The sequence below is a fragment of the Priestia sp. 10L35 genome (genome assembly GCF_056395685.1).
Genome location: NZ_JBFTKA010000002.1, coordinates 293531 through 307028 on the forward strand (window position 1 = coordinate 293531; position 13498 = coordinate 307028).

Below are 13498 nucleotides of genomic sequence, written 5' to 3' on the forward strand. Positions count from 1 at the left end.
GAAAATAATGACTATGTCAAATATTCTGACAATGTTGTTGTTCAATTCATCATCTCGTGCTAAAATCCAAATATAACTGAAAAACGGTACTATGGTTCCGAAAAACGGAACTTAAAGTATCGATGCAGATAATAAAGCTTGAATTTCATTTACTATCTGCAAATGATTACGCTTACATTAAAGGGGTTAAGGGGGAAGAATGCATTGAGTAAAGTAGATTTAAACTGTGATTTAGGGGAAAGCTTTGGTGCTTATCGTATTGGCAATGATGAAGCCATTTTAGAGCACGTGACGTCTGTGAACGTTGCCTGTGGATTTCACGCAGGGGATCCGAGCGTTATGAGAAAAACGGTAAAATTGGCCGCTGAAAAAAAAGTGCAAATTGGGGCTCATCCTGGTCTTCAGGACCTTATTGGTTTTGGACGCAGAAACATGAATATTTCACCTCAGGAAGCCTACGATATCGTGATCTATCAAATTGGGGCATTAAACGGTTTTTTGCAAGCAGAAGGGTTATCAATGCAGCATGTAAAACCTCACGGTGCACTGTATAACATGGCTGCTAAAAACGAAGCGTTGTCTGAAGCAATAGCAAAAGCTGTTTACAACGTAAATCCTGAGCTGATTTTATTTGGGTTATCTGGAAGTGAACTGATTCAAGCAGGTAACAGAATTGGTTTAAAGACGGCTAACGAAGTATTTGCAGACCGTACCTATCAGTTAGACGGTTCTCTCACTTCTCGTACAGAACCGAATGCTTTAATTGAAAATGACGACGAAGCTGTTTCTCAAGTTATTACAATGGTGAAAGAAGGGAAGGTAAAATCTCAGCAAGGTAAGGATGTAGAATTGCAGGCAGATACGATTTGCATCCATGGAGACGGAGCTCACGCACTTGAATTTGCCCGTCATGTCAACCGTTCTTTACGAGCATCAGAAGTGGTAGTTAAGGCTATTTCAAAATAAAAACTACATACAATCAGGAGGAAGATGATATTGGAGCCAATTAAAAAATCAACACCTCAGCAAAAGCTTTCGGCTGCGCCTAAAGTAAACTGGACGTTAATGCTTGGAGCCGCTTTTTTAATGGCCACATCGGCTATTGGACCAGGCTTTTTAACTCAAACTACCGTATTTACACAAAATTTAGCTGCAAGCTTCGGATTCGTTATTTTAATTTCAATTATTCTTGATATTTTTGCTCAAACCAACGTATGGAGAATTATTGCCGTTTCTGAAAAACGAGGACAAGAAATCGCCAATATGGTATTTCCTGGATTAGGATACGTGCTCGCTATTTTAATTGTTATTGGAGGACTTGCTTTCAATATTGGAAATATTGCCGGTGCGGGGCTTGGATTAAATGCGATTACGGGTATTTCTCCAACAGCTGGCGCTGCAATTAGTGCAGTTATTGCTGTATTAATCTTCGTTGTAAAAGAAGCTGGAAAAGCAATGGATCGCTTCACGCAAATTGCAGGTTTTGTCATGATTGGGCTGATGCTATATGTAGCCGCTACCACTTCACCTCCCGTTGGAGAAGCTGTAGTGAAATCTTTTACACCTGACAAAATCGACATCATTGCGATCGTTACGCTTGTTGGAGGAACAGTCGGTGGTTATATCACCTTTGCTGGTGGACATCGTCTTTTAGATGCCGGCGTAAAAGGCATCGATTCTTTACCTCAAGTAACAAAAAGTTCTGTAACAGGAATTCTTATCACTTCCGTTATGCGAATCGCTTTGTTTTTAGCTGTACTTGGCGTTGTGTCTAAAGGTTTACAAATTGACCCAGCCAATCCTCCAGCATCCGTGTTTCAGCTCGCAGCAGGAAACGTCGGGTATAAAATCTTTGGTATTGTTATGTGGTCTGCCGCTATTACGTCTGTGGTAGGAGCTGCTTATACCTCTGTTTCGTTTATTCAAACGTTTAGTGAAAAACTTAATAAAAACTCAAACTGGATTATTATTGGATTTATTATTATTTCAACTCTGTCATTTGTCTTAATTGGAAAACCTGTAAAAGTTCTTCTTTTAGTTGGAGCAATCAATGGATTAATTCTGCCGATCGCTCTTGGGACTTTACTGGTTGCTGCATACAAAAAAAGCATCGTTGGCGAGTATAAACATCCTTTATGGCTTACCATTTCTGGTGTACTTGTCGTTATTGTAATGGCTTTAATGGGCGGCTATACGTTGATGGATCAACTTCCTCAATTATTTAAATAAAACAATGTGCCCGCACGTAAGTTGAGTGTGGGCAATGATGGGAGAGAGAAATATGACAACCCTTTCACAACTAACTCCAGCTGAACTTCGTCAGCAAATCCGTAACAACCAGCTTATTCAACCAACAGCAGGCATGGCAAACGGCTATGCTCAAGCTAATTTAGCTATTTTACCAAAGCAACAAGCCTTTGACTTTCTATTGTTCTGTCAGCGTAACCCTAAATCGTGTCCTCTTTTAGATGTCACGGACGTTGGATCACCGGTGCCAAAGTTTGCTGCTCCGTCGGGAGATATTCGTACAGACATTCCCAAGTATCGAATCTATGAAAATGGGGAACTAGTAAAAGAAGTAACCGATATCACAGATTACTGGACAGAAGACATGGTAGCTTTCCTTATCGGCTGCAGCTTTACATTTGAACACGCGCTTTTAAACAATGACATACCTGTTCGTCACATTGAAGAAAATTGTAATGTTCCTATGTATAAAACAAATATTTCATGCGCTGAAGCGGGAATATTCCACGGCTCGACGGTAGTTAGTATGCGTCCAATTCCTCAACAAGATGTAGTACGGGCAGCCCAAGTAACTTCACGTTTTCCAGCTGTGCACGGAGGACCTGTTCACATTGGAGATCCCGCTGCGATAGGAATTGAAGACCTTCACTCTCCGGATTTTGGCGATGCTGTTCCGATTAAGGAAGGGGAAGTGCCCGTATTTTGGGCTTGTGGTGTAACCCCTCAAGCAGTAGCAATGGAAACAAAACCTTCTATTATGATTACACATGCTCCGGGGCATATGTTTATCACAGATATTCGAGATGAAAAACTAGGTGTTTTATAAAAGAAAGAGGTGTAGATATGAATCAAACCGTAACAAAAGCGTTAGCTGTTATTTCTCCGCTTGGCGACTCAGCGCTTGTTATAACGTTTGGAGATAGCATTCAATACGACATTCATAAACAAATTAAAACGTGTAAAGATTCGATAGAATTAAATCCTTTTCCTGGATTTATCGAATGCGTGCCGGCATTTACGAACCTGACAATCTTTTATAACCCCCTTGAAGTTGTAGCAGCTGTGAAAAAGAAGGAGAAAAAAGAATTTGTTTCTCCTTTTGAAGTAGTGTCTTCTATCATTCAAAGTAAACTAGAGAATGAACAGACAGAAAAAGAGTTAAACCATCGTACGGTTTCCATTCCAGTTTGCTACGGCGGAGAGTATGGACCTGACCTTGAATATGTCGCTCGTCACCATAACTTAACAACTGAAGAGGTAATTAGTATTCATTCTGAAGGCGAATACTTAGCATACATGATTGGATTTGCTCCTGGATTTCCATTTCTCGGAGGGTTATCTGAAAGAATTGCTACGCCTCGCCGGCCGTCTCCTCGCACCTCTATTCCTGCTGGATCGGTTGGTATTGCGGGAATGCAAACAGGGGTGTATCCTATTTCCACTCCCGGAGGATGGCAATTAATTGGGCAAACGCCTATTAAACTGTTTTTACCGGAACAAAACCCACCAAGTTTGCTGCAGGCTGGAGATATTGTAAAATTCGAGCCTATCTCTAAAGAAGAGTATCAAGAACTACAGGCAAAGGAGGGGGAAAAATGAGTATGCGAGTCAGTAAAGCCGGGTTATTAACGAGCATTCAAGATTTAGGAAGAAGAGGGTTTCAGCAGCACGGTGTAATTGTAAGCGGTGCAATGGATTCTTATTCCCTCCGAATTGCTAATTTACTAGTTGGTAACGATGAAAATGAAGCGGGACTTGAAGTTACGCTAATGGGGCCTACCCTTGAAATAGAAAGCGATTGTTTAGTAGCGATTACAGGGGGAGATTTAACTCCTTCGATCAACGCAAAGCCAGTACCTATGTGGAAACCTTTATTTATTCCAAAAGGAAGCACTTTATCATTTGGTCCTTGCAAAACAGGGTGTCGTTCCTATTTATCTGTAGCAGGAGGATTTGCTATTAGTGAAGTGTTAAATAGTAAAAGTACGTATTTAAGAGGTGAAATTGGCGGCTACAAAGGAAGAGCATTACAAACAGACGATGTTTTATCTCTATCAGTTCCTGCTACTTCAAAGCCTGCTTTTGTTTCAAATGAACTGATAAACGGGGTATATACTTCTTCATGGTCCGTAAATTATAAGGAACTTGTTCACTTTACAAAGAAACCAGGTGTCCGTGTTATTAATGGCAGTCAATACGACTTATTTACACCTGAAAGCAAAAGTTATTTTACGAAAGGGCCTTTTAAAGTATCGAATCAATCAGACCGAATGGGCTATCGAATGGATGGACCTTCTCTTCAGCTTCAAGAAAAAAAAGAGTTATTGTCTGAAGCCGTTTCACAAGGTTCTGTTCAAGTCCCGCCGGATGGAAATCCCATCATCCTGTTAGCAGACCGTCAAACCACGGGGGGATACCCTAAAATTGCTCAAGTCATCACAGCGGATTTACCGCTTTTAGCTCAAGTAAAGCCCGGAGAATCCATTTATTTTTCTCACATTTCGCTTCATGAAGCGGAAAAAATCTATTTAGAAAAAGAACAGATGCTTCAAGAGTTGAAGATTGCTATTAACCTTGCGTCAACTAAATAACACAAAACGGGAGTGACAAGAAATGATAAACGTACGTGAATTGCAAGAAGTTGTTTCATTAATGAATGAATCTGGTATTCAAAAGCTTCATATTGAACATGAAGGAACAAAAGTTGTCATTGATAAAGCGGGAATTCCTTTAGAAGACACAGCTGTTACAGAAGTGAAAACAGATGAAGTAAAAGCCGCTGCCACTGAGCAAGCGCCTCAAGATTCTATGTCTGTAAACCCAGCAGACAATAATGAAAAGCAAATCTTATCACCAATGGTTGGAACGTTTTACGCCAAGCCAGAAGCAGACGCCGATCCCTTCGTTCAAGTAGGACAAACAGTTGAACGTAAAGATGTTGTATGTGTGATTGAAGCGATGAAGCTGTTTAACGAAGTCGATGCGGGAATAGAAGGAAAAGTGCTTGAAATTCTTGTGAAAGACGGAGACGTTGTTGAGTTTGGACAGCCATTATTTACCGTAAAATCACACTAAAGTATACATACTGTCAGGAGGAGTCATTATGTTTAAAAAGATCTTAATCGCAAACCGAGGCGAGATTGCAGTTCGTATCATTCGGGCTTGTAAAGAGATGGGTATTGCAACCGTGGCGGTGTATTCAGAAGCAGACAAAGATGCACTTCACGTGAAGCTAGCAGATGAGTCATTTTGTATTGGCAAAACGTCTTCTAAAGAAAGCTACTTAAACATTCGTAATTTGCTTACCGTAGCGCAAGTAACCAAGGCAGACGCTATTCATCCCGGCTATGGATTTTTAGCTGAAAATGCTGATTTTGCTGAGATGTGTGAATCCTATGACGTTACCTTTATTGGTCCAAAAGCGGAAGCCATCCGTAAAATGGGAGCAAAAGCTGTAGCGCGAGATACAATGAAACAAGCCGGTGTGCCTATTGTACCTGGAACAGAAGGGCTGATTAAAGATAGCAGCTCAGCTATTCCAGTAGCACGAGAAATAGGTTATCCCATCATCGTAAAAGCCACAGCGGGCGGTGGCGGAAAAGGAATGCGACTGGCTCATAGCGAAGAAGAGCTAGAAAAAGCAATTCGTCAAGCTCAGCATGAAGCAGAAACTGCCTTTGGAAACGGCGGCGTATATCTTGAAAAATATTTAGAAGAGCCGAAACACATCGAAATTCAAATCATTGCTGATGAAGAAGGGAATGTGGTTCATTTAGGGGAACGAGATTGTTCAATTCAACGCCGTCATCAAAAGTTGGTAGAAGAAGCTCCGTCTCCTGCGGTAGATGAAAACCTTCGTGCGAAAATGGGCAAGGCGGCAGTCTCGGCAGCTAAAGCAGTCGATTATACAGGTGTCGGAACAGTTGAGTTTCTATTAGATAAGCACGGGCATTTTTATTTTATGGAAATGAACACGCGGATTCAAGTTGAACATCCTGTTACAGAACTTGTAACAAACATTGACTTAATTAAAGAACAAATTTCAGTAGCAGCAGGCTACTCGCTATCATTTGCTCAGCAGGACATTCAGTTGAAGGGATGGGCAATTGAATGTCGGATCAATGCAGAAAATCCGGCTAAAAACTTTATGCCTTCTCCTGGAAAAGTCGAGATGTATTTACCTCCTGGCGGCTACGGAGTGCGTGTAGACAGCGCCGTTTACCCAGGCTATGAAATTTCCCCATTTTATGATTCCATGGTCGCGAAATTAATTGTAACGGGGAAAGATCGAAATGAAGCGATTCAACGAATGAAACGCGCGCTCGAAGAATTTATCATTATAGGTATTCATACAACCATTCCTTTTCATTTAGAATTACTGAACCATCCTTCTTTTAAGGAAGGGGATTTTACAACCAAATTTCTAGAAAGTAATCCTATTTCAATTAAAGAACTAGAAATGGTGTAAGAAAGGAAAGTGCTCTTATAAGGGAGTGCTTTCCTTTTTTTCTTCATGTATAATAAAAAGAACATATGATTAGCTAGTAAGCTATACGTCTATCAAATACATGTATTCGCACAAATAAGGGAGAAGGTTTTATGCAAGCTAACAATAAAACGGTTGTTAAATCCATGCAGATTCTCACGCTTTTTATCAAGCACCCTAAGCTGACCTTCACAGAAATGATGGAATATTCAGGCGTTCCGAAAACTTCTTTGCACCGGATGGTTGGTTCGCTTGAAGAGATGGGATTTTTAACAAAAGATGCGCAAGGATACTATTCGCTAGGACTTTTATTCTTGCAATTTGGTCAGCTGGTGGCTAATCGCTTAGATATTAGAAATATCGCAAAGCCTGTAATGGAAACGCTCCGAGACGAAGTAGAAGAAGCGGTTAATTTAATTGTACGAGATGGGAATGAAGCTATGTATATTGAAAAAGTAGATACGCTTCATCCAGTGCGTCTCTATACATCAATTGGAAGGCGTTCACCTCTTTATGCAGGAGCTTGTTCACGCGTTATCTTGGCGCATTTACCCGAAAAAGAACAAGAGGAATATATTACTCAAACGGAGCTAGCTCCAATAGGTATTGGAACTATTACAGATCAAAAGAAGCTAAGAAATGTATTAAAAGAAGCAAAAGAAAAAGGGTATACCATTAGCACCTCTGAATTAGAAAACTTTACAACATCCGTGAGCGCGCCGATTGTAAATCATCAAAATGAAGTGGTTGCAGGCATTAGCGTAGCGGGAATTGAAGCAAGATTTCAAGGAGACAGACTGCCGTTCATTATTCAAAAAGTAACAGAAGCGGCGAGCTTAATTTCTGAAAAACTCGGTTATCAAGGATCATTAAAGTAGCATACATAGAAAAATGGAGGTAGACCATTGAAACGATTAGAAGGTAAAACAGTCGCACTCGTAGGTCAGCGTAAAGTAGAAGAAATCAGCAAAATTGTTGAAAACCTTGGCGGGACCCCGCTTGTACGACCTGCACAAGGAACCATCTTTTTAGATGACACACATTTAGAAGCAGATATTAAAGAACTGGTAAAAGGAAATTATGATTGGTTTATTTTTACGACAGGCGTCGGCACGGAAATTTTGTATAAAACAGCAGAAAAGCTAGGGCTGGCGGACGAATTCCTGTCTTCTTTACAAGCAGCTCATATTGCTGCACGCGGGTATAAAACCGTAAATATGTTAAAAAAACTCGGTGTTACTCCAACCGTTCGAGATGATGATGGAAGTACGGCAGGCCTAGTCAGGGCGCTTCATTCGTTTTCTTTTGAAGGAAAGCATGTAGCACTTCAGCTTCACGGAGATCCTGCACCAAAATTGATTGACTTTCTTTCGAATCAAAAAGCCCAATTTAAAGAGATTTTACCGTATCAGCATATTCCGCCAAAAGCAGAAGTCATGGAACAGCTTATAAACGAATTAATAAGCGGAAAAATCGACGCTGTTAATTTCACAAGCGCTCCGCAGGCCCGCTTTTTATTTTCGTTTGCAAGAGAACACGGACAAGCTGATCACATTCGAGAACTCTTTAAAAGCTCTGTAGTAGCTGTATCCGTAGGAAAAGTAACCGCTGCTGCTTTAAAAGAAGAAGGAGTAGATCGTATTGTTATTCCTGATCAAGAAAGAATGGGAAGTGCAATTGTAGCTTTAGAACATTATTATCAGCAGCGTGATTAACAAAAGACCTTCTCGCCTCACCGTGAGAAGGTCTTTTGTATGACTTCATCCGAGCGTTGTCGAATATTGTTTGATAATTACCTATCACTCTCTTTTTAAACACGTACAAACAACAGATAAACATAGATTTGTTACTATTTCAGAAAATCATTTTCAAATATTGCAAAAATAGTAGAAAAAGGTAAAAAAACAGAGGTGGATGTTAAAAAAATGTTACGTTTGCTTTAGCAATAACTTATATCCAACCAGCTTAAAAAATCTTGATCACCTATTTTATCATGTTAAAAACAGGGCTGTATAAAGCCCGGTAGATTATTTATTTTAACAGGGATATAAAGGTATATTTTTGCAGGTAAAAGATGAATGTATACACAAGCGTTAAATGTTACATTACTGAAATACAATTGTAATATTGTTATTCTTTTTTTCAACGTTTATCGTGGTATAATTTTCGTAGATTTTCATTAGCATATTTAGCTATTTATCGACAAATACAGTGAACTTTACATAAATTGTCAGACTTTTATACATATTGATACATAATTAGAAATTACTAGTTTAACAGAGCGAGAAAGCGGAGGAATTCATATTGAAAAAGAAAATGCTTTTACTTAACACAACGGTTTTATTAGGCCTGGGAGGAGTTTTATCAACTCCAGCATATGCCTCTACCATTCAAGATATGGAATCGCAAAAATCTCAAATTCAAAATCAGCGTCAAGATGTGCAATCTAACATCAAAGCAGCTTCTGATGAATTGACACGCCTTCAAGCAGAACAAGATCAAATGAAAGCACAGCTTGAGCGATTAACAATAGCAGAAGAAGAAAACAATAAAAAAGCCCAAAAAACAGAAGCCGATATTAAAGAAACGTCTAAACAAGTAGAGCAGCTTGAAAAAGAAATTAAGCTGCTTCAAGAAAAACTTGAAAAGCGAAACGATATTTTAAAAGATCGTGCACGTTCCCTCCAGGAAAGCGGCGGTAACGTAGAGTATTTACAAGTTTTACTTGGTTCTTCAAGTTTTGGTGATTTTGTAGATCGCGCGCTAGCTGTTTCAACTATTGTAGATGCAGACCGTGGTATTTTAAAAGAAACTAAAAATATGCAAGACGAATTAAAAACAAAACAAGCGGATGTTAAGTCTAAGCTTGCTAGCTTAGAAGACATGAAGGCAGAACTGGATGAAATGACTGTCCAGCTAGCAGCTCAAAAGAAACAAAAAGATGCATTGGCAAAAGAACTAAAAGATAAAGAAGCAAAAAATGAAGAACTAAAAGCTTCTCTACAATCAAAAGACAGCTCTCTTGCAAATGAACAGTCTACGCTTGAACAAAATATTAAAGATCAAAAAGCTGCAGAAGAAGCAGCAAGAAAAGCAGCTGAACAAGCGGCTAAAGAGGCAGCCAAGAAAGCAGCTGAGCAAGCTCAAAAAGCAGCGGCTGCACCAGCTGAAAAAGCCGATTCATCTTCTGTTAAGGCAGAAGCACCAAAAGCAAGCAGCAATGATGTGGCACCTACAAGCGCTCCAGCTCCAAAAGCTAGCAATGTTGTAACAGTAGGAAACCGCTGGATTGGAAACTCTGCTTACGTATTTGGCGGTGGACGCAGCCAGTCTGATATTAGCCACGGCTTATTTGACTGCTCGTCATTCGTACACTGGGCATATTCTCAAGTTGGCGTTAACCTTGGACCTCTTGGATCTGTAAGTACAGAAACGTTAAAGCATGCTGGAACACAAGTGTCTTCTAGTCAAATGCAGCCTGGCGATCTTGTTTTCTTCGATACATATAAAAAAGACGGCCACGTTGGCATTTATGTAGGAGGCGGCAAGTTCATCGGTGCTCAAAGCTCAACAGGTGTTGCAATTGCAAACATGAGCAGCGGCTACTGGAAACAAAAATTCAACGGACGCGTAGTTCGTATTTAATAGGGTATAGTAAAAAGAAAACATCCCATCTGGATGTTTTCTTTTTATATTGTAAGGAGCGTATGACTATGAATTCTATTTTTGATCATATACAACCCAACTTAGATATTTTATTTGTCGGTTTTAATCCAAGCATCCGTTCAGGTGAAACGGGTCATCATTTTGCGAATCCAACCAATCGCTTCTGGACGATTCTTCACAAAGCAGGTTTGACAGATCGTAAATATCATCCGGAGGAAGATCACTCGCTGCTCCAGCTAGGGTACGGTTTAACAAATATTGTAGAGCGTCCTACAAAGGCAGCTGATGAGATTACAAAAGAAGAATATGCAGAAGGCAGAGAAATTTTAAAGGAAAAAATAGCTACATATACGCCTAAAATCGTTTGTTTTGTTGGAAAAGGTGTCTATCAGCAGTACAGCGGACGCAAGCAAGTAAAGTGGGGTAAACAAGAGAAATCGATGGTATCAGGAATCATAGACTTTGTTGCCCCATCTTCAAGCGGGCTCGTTCGGATGAAAGTAGATGAAGTAGTCGCCATTTATGCAGAGCTTCCGATGTTGCTGCGTACATTAAAATAGAGAAAGCCCTAGGGCTTTCTCTATTTTGCAAACGAAATATCAATTTGAATAATTTCTGATCGGCTCCCGATTCGAAGCGGAGGACCCCAAAAGCCAAATCCTGAAGAGACAATGGTATGCAGTTGGTTATTTTGCTTGTAGCCCCAATCAATTTCAAATAACCGCTTTGTGATAAAATGATTAGGTGCCATTTGTCCTCTGTGAGTATGGCCGCATAGCAGCAAATCCACGCCTGCTTGTTCCGCTTCTTTTAAAGAAAGCGGCTGATGATCCATTGCAATGACAGGAAGAGAACGATCCGTTTCACTCGCTAAATCGAAAAAGCTGTCTCGGTTTTTGTCCGTCTTATCTTTTCTTCCTATTAAATACAAGCTATCACCTATGTTTAACACTTCATCCATTAAAATAGGAATGTTCATCTCTTTCATTCTTTCCACAAACTGAGGGATCTTCCCGCCGTAATACTCATGGTTTCCCAAAATTCCATATGTGCCTAAAGGCGCTTTGAGCTGTTTCATCATAGAATCCATTTCTTTCTTAAAGAATACGTGGGGATCATCATCAATAATATCTCCAGGAAGTAAAATAAGATCCGGCTGTATCTTTTGTACATGAGTGATTAACCGCTGCAAATGTTTTTTGCCGGACAATGTGCCAAAGTGCATATCAGATGCTACAGCAATGCGAAGGTTTTTCCGATTCGTCTTTTTAGCAAGCGAAATCGTATATTTTCTTACCACAGGACTGTAAGCATTATACGTACCGTAAGCAAAAATGAATAAAAAAGCGGCAATTATGAAAAATCCGATTGAATCGATAGCTGTAGAAAGCGAAGCGCCTAGAAGAGTAAGAATATATACGGCTAGATTACTTATAGGAAGCAAAAGAACCGAATATTGAATAAATCCTAACCAGTACGATCCCACAATTTTAAATATGCTCACTTGTTGAAACGCACGACTGATGATAAAGGAATAAGCAAAAAACACAACGATCACTGTGAGAATCCATTTGTTTTCCACTTCAAACATTGTGTGAAGCCACATCCAAGCGTTCCATCCGATGTACAGAACGAATAAATTGTATAAAATAACAACTAAAATAGACCTTACTAACACACTTACTTTCATACGCTAACCTCTTTTCTTTCATCCGTAATTCCACTATAGCTCATTTTTATTGCTTCAACAAAATTTTATCTCTTCTTCTTATCAATAAAATTTTTGCTTGTCACACAAACGAAAAAACACACCTATAAAACAAGGTGTGTTTTTTGTATTAATGATGGTGATGCGCGTGGTGAAGGCTGCTAATCACAAATTCAGGCTCTGGAACGTGGAAATATTGAATCCATACGCCTTCTAAAAATTTCTCGCGTTTATCTAAAACGATATCGATATCTTTATCTGTTTTTACGATTTCATCATGTTCAGTCGGCGTATCGAATTTCCAATCATAATGCGCGTGATCACCGTGGTCGATAGTTACATATACACGAATCACTTTTCCTTGACCTTCTGGGCTAGCCAATGCATTTTTTAACACTTTTGCTGCGTTTCGATTAATTTTTACTTCCATTTCGAAAACTCCATTCTGTAACTTAGTATGTAACGTATTTTCGCAAACTTAAACGAAAAAGAGAAATTTTTTGCCTGACGCTCCGTATAGAGTTGCTTCATTCCAACGTAATACGCTACACTACATAAATGAACGAAAAAGGAGCGTATGATGAATGAAGATCGTTATTTTAGGTGACACTCATATTCCAAAAAGAGCGAAACATTTTCCCAAAAGACTCCTAGCCGAACTGAAAACAGCTGATGCTATTATTCATACGGGAGATTTTCAAACGATAGATGTCTACAATGACCTGCGTGTGTTTGCTCCTGTGCATGGGGTGGTTGGAAATGTAGACAGTGAAGAGCTTCAGCAAGTACTACCATCTTCATTACTTCTTCCGTTTAACGACGTTACGATTGGCGTAACCCACGGTCATGGCAAAGGAAAAACGACTGAAAAACGTGCACTTTTGGCATTTGAACATGAACAAGTCGACGCAGTAATTTTTGGCCATTCTCACATTCCTACTCATAAACAAATTGGTGATATTACGTTGTTTAATCCAGGTTCCGCTACTGACAAGCGGCGTGAAAAGCAATTTTCGTTTGGACTTCTGTACATACAAAAAAACACGCTGCGTTTTGAACATATTTTTTATGATCCTAAAGACTAAAACAAGAAAGGACTCTTGTTTTAGTCTTTTTACGTTGTATGGTCTAAATGAGCAATATACTCGTGAAGCTTATTTTCTTCGTAATCATTTAAGTCATGCATCGGAATAACCTGCTGAGTTTGAGGATCCGTTCCTCTTACTTCTGCAATTTTTACTCCTTCTTTATAGATATTAAAAATATCTTTTTCTTCCCCGCGCTTAACCTTTTCTGTTTCAAACATTGAAAAAGACTTGCTGTTTTTACTTTCTTCCATTAAAATCACCTACTTTTTTTATCGTACTCTTATCTTTTCACTCCCATTGTTA

At 39.5% G+C, this 13498-nt stretch carries 15 protein-coding genes; 12 read left to right on the plus strand and 3 right to left on the minus strand.

The annotated features are described in order from the left end of the window. Nucleotides 1–204: 204 nt before the first annotated feature. From pxpA to mug, 11 genes are all read left to right on the plus strand, one after another. Nucleotides 205–966, plus strand: a complete 762-nt coding sequence (gene pxpA / locus AC1DEF_RS07480; RefSeq protein WP_043982608.1) for a 5-oxoprolinase subunit PxpA — start codon at nt 205–207, stop codon at nt 964–966. A 24-nt stretch (nt 967–990) separates the two neighbouring features. Further along, nucleotides 991–2229 (plus strand): NRAMP family divalent metal transporter, encoded by a 1239-nt coding sequence (locus AC1DEF_RS07485; RefSeq protein WP_035335539.1) that lies wholly within the window; start codon nt 991–993, stop codon nt 2227–2229. A 52-nt stretch (nt 2230–2281) separates the two neighbouring features. Then, nucleotides 2282–3073, plus strand: coding sequence for a putative hydro-lyase (locus tag AC1DEF_RS07490; RefSeq protein WP_097823331.1), 792 nt, complete (start codon nt 2282–2284; stop codon nt 3071–3073). A 17-nt stretch (nt 3074–3090) separates the two neighbouring features. Further along, nucleotides 3091–3846, plus strand: coding sequence for a 5-oxoprolinase subunit PxpB (pxpB, locus tag AC1DEF_RS07495; RefSeq protein ID WP_097823332.1), 756 nt, complete (start codon nt 3091–3093; stop codon nt 3844–3846). Then, nucleotides 3843–4838, plus strand: coding sequence for a 5-oxoprolinase subunit C family protein (locus AC1DEF_RS07500; protein WP_097823333.1), 996 nt, complete (start codon nt 3843–3845; stop codon nt 4836–4838). Before pxpB ends, AC1DEF_RS07500 begins: the two co-directional genes overlap by 4 nt. A gap of 22 nt (nt 4839–4860) precedes the next feature. Next, nucleotides 4861–5322 (plus strand): acetyl-CoA carboxylase biotin carboxyl carrier protein, encoded by a 462-nt coding sequence (gene accB, locus AC1DEF_RS07505; RefSeq protein WP_097823334.1) that lies wholly within the window; start codon nt 4861–4863, stop codon nt 5320–5322. 28 nt (nt 5323–5350) lie between these two features. Further along, a complete protein-coding gene (gene accC, locus AC1DEF_RS07510; protein ID WP_097823335.1) occupies nt 5351–6715 on the plus strand; it encodes an acetyl-CoA carboxylase biotin carboxylase subunit in 1365 nt (454 codons plus the stop codon). 131 nt (nt 6716–6846) lie between these two features. Further along, the gene (locus tag AC1DEF_RS07515) at nt 6847–7611 is read left to right on the plus strand and encodes an IclR family transcriptional regulator (protein WP_097823336.1); all 765 of its coding nucleotides are present in this window, start codon (nt 6847–6849) and stop codon (nt 7609–7611) included. A gap of 27 nt (nt 7612–7638) precedes the next feature. After that, nucleotides 7639–8448, plus strand: coding sequence for a uroporphyrinogen-III synthase (locus AC1DEF_RS07520; protein WP_097823337.1), 810 nt, complete (start codon nt 7639–7641; stop codon nt 8446–8448). A gap of 589 nt (nt 8449–9037) precedes the next feature. After that, on the plus strand, nt 9038–10378 hold the full coding sequence (locus AC1DEF_RS07525) for a coiled-coil domain-containing protein (RefSeq protein ID WP_097823338.1): 1341 nt from the start codon (nt 9038–9040) through the stop codon (nt 10376–10378). Between the two features lie 68 nt (nt 10379–10446). Further along, nucleotides 10447–10959: a G/U mismatch-specific DNA glycosylase gene (gene mug, locus AC1DEF_RS07530; protein WP_097823339.1), complete on the plus strand. Its 513-nt coding sequence runs from the start codon at nt 10447–10449 to the stop codon at nt 10957–10959. A 20-nt stretch (nt 10960–10979) separates the two neighbouring features. Here the strand turns inward: mug and AC1DEF_RS07535 are convergent, their stop codons facing one another. Both AC1DEF_RS07535 and AC1DEF_RS07540 read right to left on the minus strand, forming a co-directional pair. After that, nucleotides 10980–12089 (minus strand): metallophosphoesterase, encoded by a 1110-nt coding sequence (locus AC1DEF_RS07535; RefSeq protein WP_097823340.1) that lies wholly within the window; start codon nt 12087–12089, stop codon nt 10980–10982. A gap of 148 nt (nt 12090–12237) precedes the next feature. Then, nucleotides 12238–12537 (minus strand): heme biosynthesis protein HemY, encoded by a 300-nt coding sequence (locus AC1DEF_RS07540; protein WP_097823341.1) that lies wholly within the window; start codon nt 12535–12537, stop codon nt 12238–12240. Nucleotides 12538–12691: 154 nt separating this feature from the next. On the opposite strand from AC1DEF_RS07540, the gene AC1DEF_RS07545 reads away from it, so the two are divergent. Further along, the gene (locus AC1DEF_RS07545) at nt 12692–13192 is read left to right on the plus strand and encodes a metallophosphoesterase family protein (protein ID WP_097823342.1); all 501 of its coding nucleotides are present in this window, start codon (nt 12692–12694) and stop codon (nt 13190–13192) included. 29 nt (nt 13193–13221) lie between these two features. On the opposite strand, the gene AC1DEF_RS07550 is transcribed toward AC1DEF_RS07545, so the two are convergent. Next, a complete protein-coding gene (locus AC1DEF_RS07550) occupies nt 13222–13446 on the minus strand; it encodes a hypothetical protein (protein WP_050690136.1) in 225 nt (74 codons plus the stop codon). Nucleotides 13447–13498 lie beyond the last annotated feature (52 nt).